This is a genomic window from Sedimentibacter sp. B4 (assembly GCF_000309315.1).
GTDB lineage: Bacteria > Bacillota > Clostridia > Tissierellales > Sedimentibacteraceae > Sedimentibacter > Sedimentibacter saalensis.
The window spans coordinates 92,921-109,758 of the sequence record NZ_CANG01000906.1 but is presented as its reverse complement, the minus strand read 5'-3'; the positions used below and the strand labels follow the sequence as shown (position 1 = coordinate 109,758).

At 34.1% G+C, this 16,838-nt stretch carries 19 protein-coding genes and 1 riboswitch; of the genes, 16 read left to right on the top strand and 3 right to left on the bottom strand.

Translation table 11 applies throughout. The features are described from left to right. Positions 1 to 2 precede the first annotated feature (2 nt). From BN358_RS27125 to BN358_RS14825, 8 genes are all read left to right on the top strand, one after another. Entirely contained in the window at positions 3 to 737 is a 735-nt protein-coding gene (locus tag BN358_RS27125; protein WP_232233335.1) for a hypothetical protein, read from the top strand. Between the two features lie 74 nt (positions 738 to 811). Further along, positions 812 to 1,489 carry a PspA/IM30 family protein gene (locus BN358_RS14850; protein WP_019227171.1) on the top strand — a complete coding sequence of 226 codons (678 nt, stop codon included), beginning with the start codon at positions 812 to 814 and terminating at the stop codon, positions 1,487 to 1,489. Positions 1,490 to 1,825: 336 nt separating this feature from the next. Beyond that, on the top strand, positions 1,826 to 2,764 hold the full coding sequence (locus tag BN358_RS14845) for an FMN-binding protein (protein WP_019227170.1): 939 nt from the start codon (positions 1,826 to 1,828) through the stop codon (positions 2,762 to 2,764). 234 nt (positions 2,765 to 2,998) lie between these two features. Beyond that, positions 2,999 to 5,104 (top strand): MASE3 domain-containing protein, encoded by a 2,106-nt coding sequence (locus BN358_RS14840; RefSeq protein WP_019227169.1) that lies wholly within the window; start codon positions 2,999 to 3,001, stop codon positions 5,102 to 5,104. Positions 5,105 to 5,300: 196 nt separating this feature from the next. Beyond that, positions 5,301 to 5,963 (top strand): AI-2E family transporter, encoded by a 663-nt coding sequence (locus BN358_RS22460; RefSeq protein WP_051011020.1) that lies wholly within the window; start codon positions 5,301 to 5,303, stop codon positions 5,961 to 5,963. A 1-nt stretch (position 5,964) separates the two neighbouring features. After that, on the top strand, positions 5,965 to 6,423 hold the full coding sequence (locus BN358_RS22455; RefSeq protein ID WP_051011019.1) for an AI-2E family transporter: 459 nt from the start codon (positions 5,965 to 5,967) through the stop codon (positions 6,421 to 6,423). A gap of 33 nt (positions 6,424 to 6,456) precedes the next feature. Next, positions 6,457 to 7,137 (top strand): DNA/RNA nuclease SfsA, encoded by a 681-nt coding sequence (gene sfsA, locus BN358_RS14830; RefSeq protein WP_019227168.1) that lies wholly within the window; start codon positions 6,457 to 6,459, stop codon positions 7,135 to 7,137. Positions 7,138 to 7,307: 170 nt separating this feature from the next. Further along, positions 7,308 to 7,868 carry a GPR1/FUN34/YaaH family transporter gene (locus BN358_RS14825; RefSeq protein ID WP_019227167.1) on the top strand — a complete coding sequence of 187 codons (561 nt, stop codon included), beginning with the start codon at positions 7,308 to 7,310 and terminating at the stop codon, positions 7,866 to 7,868. A 54-nt stretch (positions 7,869 to 7,922) separates the two neighbouring features. Here the strand turns inward: BN358_RS14825 and BN358_RS14820 are convergent, their stop codons facing one another. Continuing rightward, complete coding sequence (locus tag BN358_RS14820; protein ID WP_019227166.1) at positions 7,923 to 8,504, bottom strand: CAP domain-containing protein; 582 nt, start codon at positions 8,502 to 8,504, stop codon at positions 7,923 to 7,925. 224 nt (positions 8,505 to 8,728) lie between these two features. Then, positions 8,729 to 8,804, top strand: a riboswitch (cyclic di-GMP riboswitch). Between the two features lie 44 nt (positions 8,805 to 8,848). Here BN358_RS14820 and BN358_RS14815 point away from each other — a divergent pair. The 4 genes from BN358_RS14815 to BN358_RS14805 all read left to right on the top strand — a co-directional run bounded on the left by BN358_RS14815 (position 8,849) and on the right by BN358_RS14805 (position 11,585). After that, on the top strand, positions 8,849 to 9,046 hold the full coding sequence (locus BN358_RS14815; RefSeq protein ID WP_019227165.1) for a helix-turn-helix domain-containing protein: 198 nt from the start codon (positions 8,849 to 8,851) through the stop codon (positions 9,044 to 9,046). A 10-nt stretch (positions 9,047 to 9,056) separates the two neighbouring features. Next, the gene (locus tag BN358_RS14810; RefSeq protein WP_019227164.1) at positions 9,057 to 10,526 is read left to right on the top strand and encodes a phosphodiester glycosidase family protein; all 1,470 of its coding nucleotides are present in this window, start codon (positions 9,057 to 9,059) and stop codon (positions 10,524 to 10,526) included. 323 nt (positions 10,527 to 10,849) lie between these two features. After that, positions 10,850 to 11,005 (top strand): hypothetical protein, encoded by a 156-nt coding sequence (locus BN358_RS27120; protein WP_019227163.1) that lies wholly within the window; start codon positions 10,850 to 10,852, stop codon positions 11,003 to 11,005. A gap of 97 nt (positions 11,006 to 11,102) precedes the next feature. Continuing rightward, positions 11,103 to 11,585, top strand: coding sequence for a universal stress protein (locus BN358_RS14805; protein WP_019227162.1), 483 nt, complete (start codon positions 11,103 to 11,105; stop codon positions 11,583 to 11,585). A 90-nt stretch (positions 11,586 to 11,675) separates the two neighbouring features. On the opposite strand, the gene BN358_RS27115 is transcribed toward BN358_RS14805, so the two are convergent. Then, entirely contained in the window at positions 11,676 to 11,846 is a 171-nt protein-coding gene (locus tag BN358_RS27115) for a hypothetical protein (protein ID WP_019227161.1), read from the bottom strand. Positions 11,847 to 11,976: 130 nt separating this feature from the next. Between BN358_RS27115 and BN358_RS14800 the strand changes: the two genes are divergently transcribed. The 3 genes from BN358_RS14800 to BN358_RS14790 all read left to right on the top strand — a co-directional run bounded on the left by BN358_RS14800 (position 11,977) and on the right by BN358_RS14790 (position 16,015). Then, positions 11,977 to 12,663, top strand: a complete 687-nt coding sequence (locus BN358_RS14800) for a M48 family metallopeptidase (RefSeq protein ID WP_019227160.1) — start codon at positions 11,977 to 11,979, stop codon at positions 12,661 to 12,663. A 165-nt stretch (positions 12,664 to 12,828) separates the two neighbouring features. After that, complete coding sequence (locus BN358_RS14795) at positions 12,829 to 14,184, top strand: uracil-xanthine permease family protein (RefSeq protein ID WP_019227159.1); 1,356 nt, start codon at positions 12,829 to 12,831, stop codon at positions 14,182 to 14,184. Positions 14,185 to 14,539: 355 nt separating this feature from the next. Continuing rightward, positions 14,540 to 16,015: a sodium-dependent transporter gene (locus tag BN358_RS14790; RefSeq protein ID WP_019227158.1), complete on the top strand. Its 1,476-nt coding sequence runs from the start codon at positions 14,540 to 14,542 to the stop codon at positions 16,013 to 16,015. Between the two features lie 76 nt (positions 16,016 to 16,091). On the opposite strand, the gene BN358_RS14785 is transcribed toward BN358_RS14790, so the two are convergent. Beyond that, complete coding sequence (locus BN358_RS14785) at positions 16,092 to 16,472, bottom strand: DUF2512 family protein (protein ID WP_019227157.1); 381 nt, start codon at positions 16,470 to 16,472, stop codon at positions 16,092 to 16,094. A 168-nt stretch (positions 16,473 to 16,640) separates the two neighbouring features. Between BN358_RS14785 and BN358_RS24625 the strand changes: the two genes are divergently transcribed. Further along, positions 16,641 to 16,808 carry a DUF3787 domain-containing protein gene (locus tag BN358_RS24625; protein WP_019227156.1) on the top strand — a complete coding sequence of 56 codons (168 nt, stop codon included), beginning with the start codon at positions 16,641 to 16,643 and terminating at the stop codon, positions 16,806 to 16,808. The last annotated feature ends 30 nt before the right edge of the window (positions 16,809 to 16,838 follow it).

Genomic DNA, 16,838 nt, shown 5'->3' with positions numbered 1-16,838 from the left:
TTATATTTTTTGCAATGATTAACGGACTAAGTTCATTTGACAGCGGCTCAACGGAAAGCTCCGGCATTACAACATCCACTATAGAAAGGGAAGCCCTTCCTAAAGGTTCTGTAAATGAAACTGATTATTATACTGATGAGCTTGGATGGATCAGCAATGAAACAAAGCTTGTGAGAGGACTAAAATATTTTTATGAAAAAACGGGAGTTCAGCCATATTTATACATAACCGATACTGTCGACGGTTCCCATTATCCATCAGAGAGTGAACTTGACGCATATGCACGCAATTTGTATGATGAGTTGTTTACAGATGAAGCACATATACTTTTAGTTTTCTTCGAATATGATAATGAAGGCTATATGGACAGGTATGTTTGCGGCACACAGGCCAAGACTGTAATAGATTCAGAAGCTGCAGATATATTGCTTGATTATCTGGATAGGAACTATTATAACAATGATTTGACTGATGAGGAATTTTTCAGCAATTCTTTCAGCGATGCTGCTGACAGAATCATGACTGTCACAAAGTCTCCATGGATTAGTGTAATGACTGTGTTTGGAGTGATTGTATTAGTTTTGATACTTTTTGTATGGTGGAAAAACTACAAGAAACAAAAAAATCTGGAAGCCAAACAGACAGAGGACATTTTAAATACACCTATTCATAAATTTGAAGAAGATGAGGCTGAAAATTTAGCCAGAAAATATGATGATAATGATTTTAATCAATAAACAAAAGATGAATGTTTTACTACGAAGCATAATGTCTAAAAGACATTGCTATATGATTTCAAGGAGGTAACAAAATGTCAATTTTAGAAAGATTCACAGATATTATCAAAGCAAACATCAATGAAGTATTGGACAAGATGGAGGATCCGTCAAAAATGATTGACCAGTATCTGCATGATGCCATAGAGGATTTGGCAGAAGTAAAAAAAAGTACTGCTTCTGTTATTGCAGAAGAAACAAGGTCAAAACGTCTGGCTGATGAAAATCAGGCTGAAGTTGCCAAATATGCGGAATATGCAAAAAAAGCACTGATAGCAGGCAACGAAGGAGATGCAAGGACGTTTTTGGCTAAAAAACAGGAACTTGAAAACCTGGGGGCTGGCCTTATGACAGCATATGCAACAGCACATGAAAATGCAATAAAAATGAGACAAATGCACGACAAGCTTGCTTCGGACATTGAAAGCCTCAAGGCAAGACGTGAAATGATAAAATCAAAAGTAAAAGTTGCTAAAACTCAGGAAACTTTAAATCAATACACATCGGCAGCAGACAGACTTCAAGATGCAGAAAATGCTTTTCTTCGCATGGAAGACAAGGCAAACAAGATGCTTGATGAAGCAACAGCAATGGCAGAGCTTAACACTAAGCCTATTGATGAAGCAAAAGCCTTAGAAGAAAAATACGCATCTATGGGCAATGCCTCTGTTGATGAAGAACTGAACAAGCTAAAAGGTGAATTAGGACTGTAATTTAAGAAAAGCTCCTTAAATAAGGAGCTTTTTTATTTGGTAGTATTCTAATTGTGATAATGAAGACATTTAATTATAATTTATTAATAGAATGGATAAAAAATAAATTAATAAGCTGCAGTTATGAAAATCATTTTATAAGAAATAATGTGGCAGATTTTACAAGTGTTTTAGTTTAAGAAAATCATTTTTTTGTCACACATAAACTTTACATAATCAAAGAAGTATAGTATAATCAAAAATCAGTGGGTAATATTTTAACATCATAAACATCCACTATATTGCTCTTTTCAATGGATTTTGACTAGAGTGATTATATTTTTAAGGAGGAAGGAAATGAAAAAAGGATTAATTATTGTGTTGGTTTTTGTGCTGTCTTTTGGTTTTTTACAAGTAGCTACGAATTTAACTTCACAGGGAGAAACACTAACAGCAACAGCTAAAGGTTTTGGCGGTGACGTAACAGTTACATTGATAGTAGATGGTGATGATATAGTTTCAGTTACAGCAGTTGGTGCAAGCGAAACTCAGGGTATAGGCTCTAACGCTATTGATCAGCTGCCTGCATTAATAGCTGATGCTGATTCTGCAGATGTAGATGGAGTATCAGGTGCTACAATAACAAGTAATGCTATTAAGACAGCTGTAAAGGCTGCATTGGGAATTGAAAGCGCTGAAGAACCTGCAGCCCCTGCTGAAGAACCTGCAAAAGAAACTTCTGCAAAACCTGCAGAACCAGCTCCTGAAGGAGCACTTACTGCAACAGCAAAAGGTTTTGGTGGTGATGTTACAGTTACAGTAGTGGTTGAAGGTGATGACATAGTTTCTGTTACAGCAGTTGGCGCAGACGAAACACCTGGTATAGGATCAAATGCACTTGAACAGTTGCCTGGAAAAATCGCTGAAGCTGATTCAACAGATGTTGATGGAGTTTCTGGAGCAACTTATACAAGTGATGCAATAAAAAAAGCTGTTGAAGAAGCATTGGCAAGCAAGGGCGAAGCAGCAGCACCGGCAGCTGAAGGAGCTCTTACAGGAACAGCTAAGGGCTTTGGCGGGGACGTTACAGTTACTGTAACAGTTGACGGAGATGACATACTGACTGTTGAAGCAGTTGGCGCAGACGAAACTCCAGGTATTGGTTCAAATGCAATTGAACAGTTACCTGCAAAAATAGTTGAAGCAGATTCAACAGAAGTTGAAGTAATATCAGGAGCAACATATACAAGCAAGGCAATAATAGAAGCAGTAAACGCTGCTTTAGCTGCACAATAATATTAACGATAATTCAAATGCTCTTAAATTTAAGAGCATTTTTTATTGCTATTTATTTATGAATTATATTAAGCTGATATTTAAAAAGTCGAAATTTGTAAGAAAATATGAAGTTAAAATTTTTAAAAGTGGGTATATCATAATTGGTGTGACTTTTGAAATAACATATGATTTTATAAAATGTATGTTATAACAATATAGGCATCATATATTTAAAGAATATAGGGGGATACAATGGAAACAACAGAATCATCAGTTAGATCTGAGATTGGTAACACAGATTTGAAAACGTTGTTTGTAAAAGACAGCACGGATATTTTTCAGCACTTTTTATTCATTATGATTCTTATAGGATTAGTAATGCTTCGGAATGTAAATTACTACGTGTTTCACAGCCTTGCAGAAACATTCAGCTGTTTTATAGCCATGGGAATACTGATAGTTTCAATTCATACAAACAGGATATCAAAAAACAGTTTTTTTATGTTTCTGGGTATTGGTTATGTATTTATTCTTATTTTGGATTTATTTCATACATATTCATACGGTGATTTGATTATGTTATCAAATGAGATGTATGACATGGATACGAAATTTTGGATTGTTTCAAGGGGTGTTGAGCTGGTAACTCTGCTCATTTCATTTGTTTTTTTAATTAAAAATAATATAAGAACAAATAATTATCTAATATTTATGGTGTATTTTGTTTTTGTAGGGTTTATTATTTATGACATAGTCTATCTTCAATTCTTTATTCCTGTTATGAGAACTCCTGAAGACGGAATCACTAATGCTAAAATATATGCAGAATATATCATAGCTTTTGGGTTTTTCATGTGTTGCCTCATTGTGTTTCTGGCAAGAAAAAATATGGACCGCAATTTATTTGTTATGATTGAAGCTGCTCTGGTATGCAAAGTTATTTCCGAACTGTTTTTTACTTTATATGGAGATGTTACAGACATATATAATATGCTTGGCCATATATTCAAAGTTAATTCTTATTATTTCATTTACATGGGTATAATAGTTAACGGACTGGAAAGGCCCTTTGAAATGATTAATATCAATTTAAACAAGGCTGATGCTGCTGTAATAGAAAAAGAAAAACAAAGAAAGTGCATGGAAGACATAATAATGCATAACGATCAGTGTTATGATTGGATAATTGAAAATTCAGGAAACGGTATTGTGATACTAAGAGATAATAAAATAATCTATGCAAACATTACAGCTGCAAAAATATTAGGAGCAGGCAGTTTAATGGATATCCTAGGAATTGATCAAAATGAGTTCCTAAAGAACAACTATGAAGATAATATTGTTAAAGAGTATAATTCATCTGATTTATTTAATGGATTTAAGGAAATTAAAATTACAAATTTGAAAAATGAATGTGTTGATATAGAATTCTCATCAGATAATATTTCATACAGAGGAAAACCTGCCAGGATTCTCATACTAAAGGACTTGGGCCTTAAAAAAGAAATAAAGCTTCTAAAAAATGATTTGATAGAAAATGAGGAACAACTGGTAAAATCAAATGAACACAACAAAATAATAACAGAATTTTTTTCAAACATATCTCATGAACTTAAAACACCTATTAATGTTATATTGAGTGCAATACAGCTTCTTATGATAAAATGCGTCGATGACAGCAGTGTTTACAATGAAAAATCCGCTAAGCTTTTGAATGTTATAAAGCAAAATGGGTACAGGCTTATAAGACTTGTAAACAATTTACTTGATATGTCAAAATTTGATTCCGGCTTCCTGAAGCTAAATCTTTGCAATGAAAACATAGTTAGCATTGTGGAAGATATAACGCTTTCAGTAGCAGATTATATAAAATCAAAGGGCGTAAATATAATTTTCGATACTGAAGTGGAAGAAGTACTTATGGCTGTTGACTGTGACAAAATTGAAAGGATAATATTAAACCTTCTTTCAAATGCCATAAAGTTTACAAACAGCGGAGATGACATATTTGTCTTTGTTAAAGATGAAGAAGAAACTGTTAAAATTTCTGTCAAGGATACGGGAGTGGGAATTCCTGAGGATAAGCTTAAAATAATATTTGACAGGTTTGGCCAGGTTGAAAAAACACTTACAAGAAACAAGGAAGGCACAGGAATTGGATTGTCTCTTGTAAAAAACCTAGTAGAAATTCACGGCGGCAGCATATCTGTAAATAGCAAGGTAGGGGAAGGAAGCGAGTTTATTGTGGAGCTGCCTGTAACACTAATAGATGAAAAGGAAGAGAATCTATGCAGCCCTTACTACAGCAGTGGAAAGGTTGACAACATTCTGGTTGAATTTTCAGATATATATCAATGAAATAAGTGATTATTTAAAACAATAATAATGGGATGTTAGGGTTAGTTCAAAATGAACAAGCCCTTTTTGTATTCATCGTGTTTCTATTGAGTAACATTACATGTATTTGTTGACAATCAAAAATCTTTATTGGATAATGTAATTACTGACACTGGATAACATACCAATATTACCAGTAGCATAGAAAGGATTACGTATGATTGATTATTCCAAAAACAATTATAAAACAATATTAAAAATTATAATTACAGCAGCTTTGATGCTGCTGGCAGTTATTAACTATCACGAAGCAGTTGATTTATTAATAAAAATTTACGGAATTGTTTATCCTCTTCTGCTTGGGGCTGTTATGGCTTTTGTGCTTAACATTTTAGTTGTTAAATATGAAAAACAATATTTTCCGGGAAACAAAAACAAGTTTGTTGTTAGTTCTCGCAGGTTTGTGTGCATTTTGCTGGCAATAATGACAATAATTCTTGTTGTTTTCTTTGCTCTGAGAATTGTTATACCACAGCTTGTAAAGTTCATCACATTGCTGGTGGAAAAATTTCCGGGAGTTTATGAAAGTGTTGTTAAATGGATTGTTGAAAATTCACATGAAATTCCTGCGCTTCAGCAAAAAATAAAAGAGCTTGACATGGATGGCTATGCTGTACTAAATAAAGTGCTTGGTCTTTTGGGAAACTGGACATTTGGGACTGTGTCATTCATAGGTTCAGCATTTGGAGCTATGGTGGAATTTATTCTTGCAGTTACATTTTCCATTTATATACTTGCTGATAAGGAAGACCTAAAAAATAAATTTAAAAAACTTTTTAAAGCATATATCAGCAAAAGAAAAAAGAACAAGAATTTATGATGTGCTAAACACTGCAAATGAATCATTTTCAAGCTATATAGTTGGTCAATGCAAGGAAGCTGTTATATTAGGAACTCTTTGCACTGCAGGAATGATAATACTTAGTTTTCCATATTCAACCATCATCGGTCCTGTAATGGGTTTAACGGCGCTTATACCTATGATAGGAGCCTACATAGGTGCAGCTCTTGGATTTTTACTTATTGTAGCTGTGAATCCTCTGAAGGCTTTGTTGTTTATTGTATTCATTGTTGTTTTGCAACAGTTGGAAGGAAACTTGATTTATCCAAAAGTAGTTGGAAATAGTATAGGGCTTCCTGGCATATGGGTGTTTGCTGCAGTAATTGTAGGAGGAGGCTTTATGGGCATTGCAGGAATTATTTTTGGGGTTCCGGTTGCAGCCACAGCATACAAGATTATGAGCAAATCAGTGAATGAGAGAATCAAAAAAGCAAAATAACCATACTCAGCATAATTGAAGGGACATAATGAAATGAAATATGAAAATATAAGAAGGGCTAAGTTTATCAGCAGGCCAAACAGGTTTATAGCTAATATTGAAATAGACGGTAAGATTGAAATTTGTCATGTTAAAAACACAGGCCGATGCAAAGAACTCTTAACACCTTATGTTGATATATATGTTCAGGAATTTGACAGCAAAATACGAAAAACAAAATATGATCTTATATCTGTTTACAAGGGAGAACGCCTCATTAACATGGACAGTCAGGTTCCGAACAAGGTGTTTGGGGAATGGGTAAGAAATAGCAGCGTGTTTGAAAATATAAAGCTAATAAAAGCAGAACAGAAATACAAAAATTCCAGATTTGATTTTTATCTGGAAGCTGATGATAAAAAAATATTCGTTGAAGTGAAGGGAGTAACACTGGAAGAGGACGGAATAGTAATGTTTCCGGATGCTCCCACTGAAAGAGGGCTGAAGCACTTGAACGAGCTGTCCTCCTGCATTGATGAAGGATATGAAGCTTATGTTTTTTTCATTGTCCAAATGAAGGATGTGAAATATTTTACCTCAAATGTTAAAACACACAAGGAATTTGCTGATACTCTCATTAAAGCAAGACAAAAAGGTGTCAACATAATTGCTCTTGATTGTGATGTAAAAGAAGACAGCATAACTGCAATGAACTTTGTTGAAATAAAACTTTAATTTTGAAATTAATATATGAAAGTTCCTTGGACGAATTACCAATAATTGTTTTCTCCAGCTAGTTGCAAAAAATGTTATATAAGTGAATATTTATTTCTTGCATAAATCTATTCTGTATGTTAACATACTAACGATTTTAAAATAATTAATAAAAATTTATTGGAGGAAACATGAACAAAGAGAATCAAATGGCAATTGCCAACCCGTCTCCATTAGGCCTTTTAGGATTTGGATTGACAACTGTGCTTCTCAATCTTCACAATGCAGATATTATTCCGCTTTCAGTAGTAATAGTAGCAATGGGATTTGCATTGGGCGGAGCAGCTCAAATCATTGCAGGAATAATGGAATTTTTGAAGAACAACACCTTTGGAGCTACAGCATTTACAGCTTACGGATTTTTTTGGTGGTCGCTTATATTTATTTGGATTAACCCTTTTGAAGGAATAAAAGCAGCCGATGAAAAAAGTATGGGATTTTACTTGCTGCTTTGGGGTATATTTACAGCATTTATGTTTATTGGAACTTTGAAGCACAACCGCGCCACACAAATTGTATTCTTATCACTTGCAATACTGTTTTTAATGTTATCAATAGGAGATTTTACAGGAATTCACAGCATTAAAATTGCTGCAGGATGGGTTGGAATTTTCTGCGGATCATCAGCAATATATACTTCATTGGCTCAGGTTGTAAACAACGAATTTAAAAAGCAAATAATGCCTTTATAATAAAATAAATAAAAACTGCGCTGTTGGCGCAGTTTTTATTATATCTGTTAGCAATTATTTGTCATCTCCGGTAAACATTTGAGTCCAAAACGTTTTTCCGCTTGCGTCTGTCCAGTATCCTACACCTATATAAATAAATTCAGGTGAAAGTATATTTGCTCTGTGTGAAGGTGAACCCATCCACTGAGAAACAACTTCTTCAGGAGTGTCTTGCCCTGATGCTATATTTTCACCCCATGCAGAATAAGTTACGCCATATTTTAACAACATATCTCCGGCCATCCCGTAAGTGGGAGACTGGTGTGCAAAATAATTGTTGTCTGCCATATCCTTCGATTTTAATCTTGCCACGTCAGATATTTTTGTATTGAAACTGAGTGCAGGCAAACCGTTTTTTTGCCTTTCAACATTCACAAGATCCGCTACTCTTTTTTCATAAGAAGAAGAACTTGAAGGAACAACTGAAGGATCTGCCGTTGGATTAGCTGAAGGTTCAGTGGTGTTGAAATTGTAGAAATTGTCTAGGTTGAAATTATTCGGGTCAAAATCGTTCCAGTTAAAGTTTGAAAATGCAAGTGCCTGCACTGGTGTCAATGCAAGAACTAAAGTTAAAGCAAATGCCGATACTTTTTTCATACATATTCTCCTCACTTAATATTAAGCTGGTAAAACAAATAATTACTACATGAAACTATTAAAAGTTTCATAGTTATTATTGCAATTAAAGACATAAATATAATGAGCAGTTGTTTGATAATTTGACTAATAGTGACAATTGTAATCTTTATAATTTTAGAAAATTTTCCTTTTATTTACAAATTGTATTGACAACGTTCGCCAAGAAGACTATAATTATGACAAATTCATATTGGCAAAACAGGCGAAAGTCTGTGACGCAAAGCTAAAGGGCCTTTAAAATGGCAGCCAGCTGCAGTTTGCATTGCTATTGAATGGCAATGCTATTTTTTTTGAGGTGAAAAATGGACTTCATAACAATAAAGGATGCAGCAGATTCGTGGGGTGTTTCTCCAAGAAGAGTTCAATTATTATGTGCAAATAAAAGAATTGACGGAGCAGTAAAATTCGGAAGAGACTGGGCAATACCAAAAGATGCTGAAAAGCCTACTGATGCGAGAATTAAGTCAGGTAACTATAAAAATTGGAGAAATAAAGAATAAGGAGATAAATATGAAATTTTTCAAACATGTGTTATGTTTAACATTAGCCGGTGTACTATTATGCAACAATCCAACTTTTGCTGCAACAAGTTCGTACCGAAGCACTAACATAAATGGAATAAACATTAATTATATTAATATACAAATGAATTCAAACATAAAGACAGTAGTGTTAAATGCAGAAAACCAGATGAATAGTTCTGATTCTCTTGCAAACATGGCAAAAAGCTCAGGAGCTTTTGCTGCAATAAACGGAACTTATTTTGAAGCTTACAATGGAACTCCTGTTCCATGGGGAACAATAATCAAAAATGGAAAAATAATTCACATTAGCAATGGCGGATCTGTTGCAGGAATTTCTTCAGGAGGCAAATTAATCATAGACAGGCTTTCCTTTGATTTTGAAGTATACATAAACGGTAAATTCAGGTCAATACCGTGGAGAATAAATCATCCAAGCACTGAAGCAGATGCAATAACAATTTTTACTCCTGAATATGGTTCAACAGTCAATCTTCAACCAGGAGCCAAAGCAGCAATAGTAAAAAACGGAAAGGTTACTGAAATTTCCACTACAGATTTTATAGTTCCAAGTGGCGGATTTGCTGTAGTATATAATCAATCAGTTGTTTATTTGCTTGATGAGCGTTTTAAGACAGGAGATGAAGTTTATTACAAGGTAATCATAAAAACAACATTTACAAATGCTGAAGACTGGAATGATGTTGTAAGCGCACTTGGTGCAGGTCCAAGCTTAATTATCAACGGAAACATTACTGCCGATGGCCCTGCAGAAGGATTTTTTGAAGCGAAAATCAACACAAACAGTGCAGCAAGGTCATTTATAGGAACAAAATCCGACGGTACCATAACAATTGGCAACATGGGATCGGCTACAGTGAAGAATGCAGCAGAAACTTTGAAGCAAATGGGATTTGTAAACGCCATGTGCCTTGATGGAGGTGGTTCAGTTGCTCTTTACCATCCTGCATCAAATGTTTCAACTTCCGGAAGAAAAATAAACAACGGACTTGCGTTTGTTGAGGAAAAAATTACAGGTATCACTGCAGTGCCAACATCATCAAAGGTATTACTTGATGGAAATGATGTAAATATTGAAGCTTACAACATTGATAACAGCAATTACTTCAAGCTTAGGGACATTGCAAAGATTCTCGATGGAAGCAAAAAAAGCTTCAATGTTGAGTGGGACAACAGCAAAAATGCAATAAATATTGTGAAAAATAAAAAATACAGTCCAGTTGGTCTGGAGCTTGCTTCATCTAATGAAAAAAGAAGTAAGGGTGCTGTTAAATCAAGTTCTGAAGTTTATTTGAACGGAGAAAAAGTCACTCTAACTGCTTACAATATTGACGGTAACAACTACTTTAAACTTCGTGATATCGCTGGAACATTGGATTTTGAAGTTATGTGGGACGCTGTTCAAAATGCAGTAATCATAGAAACAACAATTGAATAGAAAACTGCCTGCACATTATGCAGGCAATTTTTATATAATAAGGAAAGTTCTCTTTCCTATTATATAAAAACGAGGATTGCAAAGGACGGGACGTCCTTAACCTTAAGGGGGGTGCGGAGTCAAAAACGCGTATACATTTTTACGCCGAAGGGGGACATAGGTCCCCCTAGCGGAGTTGCGGAGCAACTTTTTATATGTATAATATAATATTGAATGAGAAATTTTATTATTTCAAGGTTTAAATTTCCAATGATGGGTAAAAATAAAATAGTACATTATTTCAAATATAAGATTCATTAAATATCTCGGAAGGAGGAATTGAAATGGACAGCAATATGGAAGCTTATTGCACAGTATGCGGAAAGTTCACTTATTTTATTTATGATGGAGAAGACTGGGTGTGTCAGACATGTGACAGTGTAAATACAAATGCCATGAAAGGCGAAACAGACATGATGTTTGATCAATATAAAGACTGATTGGTATAATTACAGGAAAATAAGGTGTACATTTAAGTTTCAAAAATTTAATCCCGGGTATATATTAGTCAACATAAGAAATGAAGGAGTGTTGCTAATGAAAATACTAGTTCCAGTTGATGGTTCTACAGCATCCATAAACGCAGTTAAAAAATCTATTGAAGTAGCAAAAAAATTCAATGGGACAATAAAACTGCTATCTGTTGTTCACATTGAAAGTTTGCAAAACTACTTGAGATATAAAAAGCAATGGAGCCAGGTAGATGGTTCGGCAATATCAGAATTAGATCCCGAACAAAAGAAAATAGAAGACAAAATGAAGGAAAATTCTTGCAAGATATTGAATGCAATTGTTGAAAAGCTGGATTTTTCAAATATCCATACAGAAGAAGAAGTATTGATCGGCGAACCATATGAAGTAATACTTCAAACAGCAAAAAATGAAAACTTCGATTTGATTGTAATGGGAAACAGAGGTTTTTCAAAAATAAAAAGGTTTTTTGTTGGTTCAGTTACACAAAGGGTAATTTCAGATTCTCCTTGCCCTGTGCTTGTAATTCATAGCAAATCAGATATTTAAGTTGTACCTGATTTCTAATACTATATATTCTTTATCCCCCTCGTAAAAAGGAACACATATGTGTTCCTTTTTATTTTGCATTGGCTGATTTCAGTCTTTTATGTTTTTTATTTCTGGTCTTCTTTTTTCATTGCCGCCCTCATGTACACCAATAATTTGTCCGTTAATTATGCCTACGTCAGCATTGTCCTTCGGCTCCATTTTTCGCAGTTCTGAATTACTTTTATCTCTGTCTCGCATTCTGTTTTTATTGTTTTTCATGATATGTTCCTTTCATAATTGTAGTCAGTTATAGTATTGATATTTAAGCAATGAATATTCGCTGTAAATAATTCATTGATGTGAAAAGAAATTAAGCTTATAATATATGTAAATATAAGAGGGAAAATTTATGAATAAAATAACTTTAGAAAACATTGAAATAGAAGTTGTTAAAAAAAATATAAAAAATTTAAATCTTTCAGTCAATCCTCCCTATGGAGATGTAAGGCTTTCAGTTCCAAAAAAAATGAACGATGAGGCAGTTAAATGCTTTGCTTTATCAAAGCTTGATTGGATTAAAAAGCAAAGGGAAAAATTCAAGGTTCAGGAAAAATTCAACATTGAATATAAATCAGGCGAACTTCACTGCCTTTTTGGCAAAAAATATGAGCTCAAAGTAGTTGAAAACAATGTGAGACAATTTGCAGAACTCAATGGTGAGCATATAATTTTGCATGTTAGAAAAGATTCATCGTTTGAAAAAAAAGAAAAAATAATTCAGGAGTTCTACAGGGAAAAATTGAAAAGTGTTGTGCCTGAATACATTGAAAAATGGGAAAATATAATAGGAGTAAACATAGAAAGCTGGGCAGTAAAGATCATGAAAACAAGGTGGGGAACATGCAACACAAGAAACAGAAAAATCTGGATAAATCTTGAATTGGCAAAGAAAAGCAAAGACTGTCTTGAATATATTATTGTTCACGAACTGACTCATTTGCTTGAGCGTTACCACAACAAAATATTTTACAATTATATGGATGAGTTTCTTCCTCATTGGAAAAACATAAAGATGGAACTTAACGGAATGTCTTAAAAATGTTATAATTTGAAAATTGCTTATATATTTAAAAAATTAATCTTTAACTCACCGTGATACTGTGAAGATGAATAGGCTTTATATAAGTGTGTATAATAATCCTGACGGCATGGTCAGGATTTTTTATGCCTAAAAACGCATTAATAAATTTATGGAGGTAATATGTCAACTAAAAATAAAATTTATGGCTATTTGCCAGACGAGCGTCCCCCAATTATGGGACTTATATTTTTCGCATTACAGCAAATTGTTGTAATGTTTCCGGCAACTGTACTGGTTGCACTCATTACAGGTTTTCATGTTTCAACAACAATTTTTGCCAGCGGTCTTGCAACATTAGGATTTATATTTGTAACAGGAAGACAAATCCCTCTTTATTACGGCTCAAGCTTTTCTTACATTTCTGCAATAGCTTCAATTATGAGTGCTGAAGCATTTGCCGCATATTCATTAAACGATAAAATCTCAATTGCGCAATTCGGTATTATAATGTCAGGTTTTGTATCCATAATAGCAGGATTTATAATCCAGCGTTCAGGAAAAGACAAAATTGACAGAATTCTTCCACCATCAGTAACAGGGAGTATTGCAATTATAATAGGACTATCATTGGCTGCCAATGCAATGACAAATGCAGCATCTTATCCTGCAGCAGTGGCAGAAAGCCAGGCAGTTCTTGCAGGAAACATGGCATGGGTGATTGCCATTGTGACTTTGATATCAACAATTCTTTATTCAGTGTACTTAAAAGGAAGTTTAAGCCAGCTTCCAATATTGTTCGGCCTATTAACCGGATATGCTGCTGCAGCCATAATAGGAATTGCAACAGGGATTCATTTCATAACATTTGACACAGTTCAGTCAGCAGGAATATTAAATCTCCCGATTTTCACATTCCCTAAACCATCAGTAACAGCAGTTGTTGCCATAATGCCTATAGCAATTGCAACAATTCCTGAATCAACAGCACATGTGTATCAGCTTGATATTTATGTAAATGACCTTGCAAGGAAAAAAGGAATAACAAAAAAATATGATATAGATAATAAGCTGGGATTAAACCTTATGGGTGACGGTTTAGGAGACATTATATCAGGATTGATCGGAGGACCTGCTGGAACAAATTATGGCGAAAACATAAGTGCCATGGCAATCTCAAAAAATTTTTCTGTATATGTTCTTATGTTTGCAGCTGTTTTTACAATGATAATTTCATGTATCACGCCGCTTATTAACATAATCTATTCAATACCTACATCTGTAATCGGAGGATTGTCAATTTATCTCTTCGGAGTAATAGCTGCACAGGGTATTGCAATAATGATGGACAGAAAAGTTGATATGTTTAATTCCAAAAATCTAGCTGTAATAGCGGTTATACTGATTGTTGGTCTTGGCGGAAGCTTTGGTTTTGAAGGCGGAATGATTTCAATGTTTGGAATTCAAATTCCAGCCATTGCAACTGCAGCTGTCGTTGGCATAGCACTTAATCTCATGTTGTCTATAGGAAATATATAAGTAAACAAACTAAAAACCTGCAAAAATTGCAGATTTTTTTGTATGTCCGGTAAAGCCGAATTTTATTTTATGTTTTATCATAATTTTATTTTTATCGAAATAAATATATAAAACATCAATGCTTTGAGTTTAAATTCTACTAGACAAACTGCATTTTTTATACTATAATGTTAGCATGATTACGTTTTCCGTACATTATTTGTTATATGTATGGTAAATGTTAAGCAATACTAAAAATTTTCTGCTGGAGGTGAACATCAGCTTCAATTTTTTAATTTATTTTCAAAGCATAAGAGCAACAGCGTAATGGGAAGAAATCATTTATAATATTTTAAAAAGGAAGGGATGAGTAATAATGAATAAAGAAAATAACAGAGGTCAATGGGCTAGTAACATAGGTTTCTTGATGGCAGCTGTAGGTTCTGCAGTTGGACTTGGAAACATTTGGGGATTCCCTTACAAAATGGGAGCTAGCGGAGGTTTTGCTTTCCTTATAGTTTACTTAGTATTGGTTATATTTGTCGGTTTTGCTACCATGTTGGGCGAGTTGGCGTTAGGAAGAAAAACAGGTCTTGGAGTAATAGGCACTTATAAAGTTTTAAGCCAAAAATTTGCTTGGGTAGGTTGGTTGGGATTCCTTTCTGGTTTCTTCATTCTATCTTTTTACAGCGTTCTTGGTGGATACACACTTAGATATGCACTTGGATTTTTAATGGAGCTATTCAGTGAAGGTGCCGGCTTTGGAGGATTGGGAAGCGGAGCATTCTTCGGAAGTTTTATTATTAATGGCGGACAGAACATATTGTTTCATGGAATATTTATGGCTTTGACAGTACTCATCGTTATGGGTGGAATTTCCAGCGGTATTGAAAAGTTTACAAAAGTAGCTATGCCGGCACTGCTGGTAATGCTTGTAATAGTTATTATAAGAAGTGTTACACTGGAAGGTGCTTCTACAGGTTTGGCTTTCATGTTTGCTCCTAACTTTTCTGCTTTCCAGGAATTAGGATTCATGAAAGTTTTGAAGACAGCAGCAGGACAAATGTTCTTCTCACTGTCACTTGGTATGGGTTGCATGATTACTTATGGATCATACCTAAGCAAGAATGAAGATCTGGAGAAAAATGCCATGATTATCCCTATTGCAGATACTATTTTTGCTTTGATGGCAGGTTGTGCTGTAATGCCAGCTGTTGGAGCTTTTATGTATCAGGGAGTTGAAGGTATTTCTTTCGGAGCAGGCCCTGGACTATTGTTTGTAACTCTTCATCAGGTGTTCAGCGTTGGTATGGGAGGCTTCATAGGCAATTTGTTTGGTTTCATGTTCTATTTTCTTGTGTTCATTGCAGCAGTAACTTCATCTATTTCACTGCTTGAAGTTTGTACAGCGTACTTTATTGACAGAAAAGTTCAAAAAGGCGAAGAACCTAATCGTAAAAAACTTTCAACTATTGTTGGATTCTTGATATTCATCATAGGAATTCCTGTATGTCTTGATGGACTTGGTTCAGGAGTTGCCGGTGGTGCTACTATTGATATTCCTGCTGTTGTGTTCGGTATGGATGAAGTTCGTATGGCATTTGACTGCTGGCTTGATTTCTATGATATGATTTCTGAAGGCGTATTCATGCCTCTTGGTGCAATTCTTATGTCTGTAATGATTGGTTGGGTTCTCAAGACTGGTGTTATCAAAGAAGAAATTGAAAATAGCGGAATAAAGATGAGAGCTTACGCTTTCTGGGATATCTGCTTTAAATATTTAGTTCCTATAGGAATTTTATTCGTATTGATAGGACAGATTGATGACTTCTTCGGAATGGGAATTTTCTAAATAAAAATAATCAATGAAAAGAGCGGATTTTCCGCTCTTTTTTTGTATCTGCCTCATGTTAATTAAATATTTACAATTATTCCATTGGAGGTTCTCTGTGAAAACTGTTGGGAGCAACTTTTTCATCTTTTAATAAGTATATGTGGAATAAATATTCTGCAACAGCTATTATGGCTGCAAATATTATCAGCCCTGTTGCGCTTGTATTGAAGTTATATGAAAATATGTCCACCACATATGCCACAGCAGCACCTAAAACTCCGTCGCCAACAGATGCTATAATATTTCCTGTTGAAGGTAATATCACAAGATCTCCTAGAAGATAATTGAGCACTGTTCCTATAACTGCTACAATGGAAATCATTGTTATGGAGTTTAAATCTACAAGAGTAAAAGCTACCCATGATGCAATAAAAGTTGTTATCAATTTAAATAATAATGCCATTACTGTTCTCATTTTTTTCTCCTTATTTTAATGTATTGCTACATTTATTTTTAGTAATATTTCATTAAATATTCACTTTTTCAGAACAATTTACAAATGATATATAAATAGTCAATTAATAATTGGAATAATAGTTTTGTTTTATTAAATAATAATAAAAATAAAATTAAAGGAGCAAGTATGGTTAAAAATAAATCTAAAGAAAAAAATATGGCAAAACCTATTGAAAACCACGATACTGCAGCATGGGCAAACCAATCAAATCTAAAAGCAGTGTCTAAAGTAAACATTCCTGATGAAATTCAGGTTAGAAACGCCAAAGAATATGTGGATTCAAATCAAAAGTAATTTTTTAAAAAAAGAAGCCCTTTAAAACGG

Bases quoted from the DNA above. Each gene is read 5' to 3' on its own strand.
- BN358_RS27120 (WP_019227163.1), top strand. From the start codon at position 10,850: ATGGACAGCAATATGGAAGCTTATTGCACAGTATGCGGAAAGTTCACT.
- BN358_RS22460 (WP_051011020.1), top strand. From the start codon at position 5,301: ATGATTGATTATTCCAAAAACAATTATAAAACAATATTAAAAATTATA.
- BN358_RS14805 (WP_019227162.1), top strand. From the start codon at position 11,103: ATGAAAATACTAGTTCCAGTTGATGGTTCTACAGCATCCATAAACGCA.
- BN358_RS14790 (WP_019227158.1), top strand. From the start codon at position 14,540: ATGAATAAAGAAAATAACAGAGGTCAATGGGCTAGTAACATAGGTTTC.
- BN358_RS14810 (WP_019227164.1), top strand. From the start codon at position 9,057: ATGAAATTTTTCAAACATGTGTTATGTTTAACATTAGCCGGTGTACTA.
- BN358_RS14845 (WP_019227170.1), top strand. From the start codon at position 1,826: ATGAAAAAAGGATTAATTATTGTGTTGGTTTTTGTGCTGTCTTTTGGT.
- BN358_RS14820 (WP_019227166.1), bottom strand. From the start codon at position 8,504: ATGAAAAAAGTATCGGCATTTGCTTTAACTTTAGTTCTTGCATTGACA.
- BN358_RS14840 (WP_019227169.1), top strand. From the start codon at position 2,999: ATGGAAACAACAGAATCATCAGTTAGATCTGAGATTGGTAACACAGAT.
- BN358_RS14795 (WP_019227159.1), top strand. From the start codon at position 12,829: ATGTCAACTAAAAATAAAATTTATGGCTATTTGCCAGACGAGCGTCCC.
- BN358_RS24625 (WP_019227156.1), top strand. From the start codon at position 16,641: ATGGTTAAAAATAAATCTAAAGAAAAAAATATGGCAAAACCTATTGAA.
- sfsA (WP_019227168.1), top strand. From the start codon at position 6,457: ATGAAATATGAAAATATAAGAAGGGCTAAGTTTATCAGCAGGCCAAAC.
- BN358_RS14825 (WP_019227167.1), top strand. From the start codon at position 7,308: ATGAACAAAGAGAATCAAATGGCAATTGCCAACCCGTCTCCATTAGGC.
- BN358_RS14815 (WP_019227165.1), top strand. From the start codon at position 8,849: ATGGACTTCATAACAATAAAGGATGCAGCAGATTCGTGGGGTGTTTCT.
- BN358_RS14800 (WP_019227160.1), top strand. From the start codon at position 11,977: ATGAATAAAATAACTTTAGAAAACATTGAAATAGAAGTTGTTAAAAAA.
- BN358_RS27115 (WP_019227161.1), bottom strand. From the start codon at position 11,846: ATGAAAAACAATAAAAACAGAATGCGAGACAGAGATAAAAGTAATTCA.
- BN358_RS14785 (WP_019227157.1), bottom strand. From the start codon at position 16,472: ATGAGAACAGTAATGGCATTATTATTTAAATTGATAACAACTTTTATT.
- BN358_RS14850 (WP_019227171.1), top strand. From the start codon at position 812: ATGTCAATTTTAGAAAGATTCACAGATATTATCAAAGCAAACATCAAT.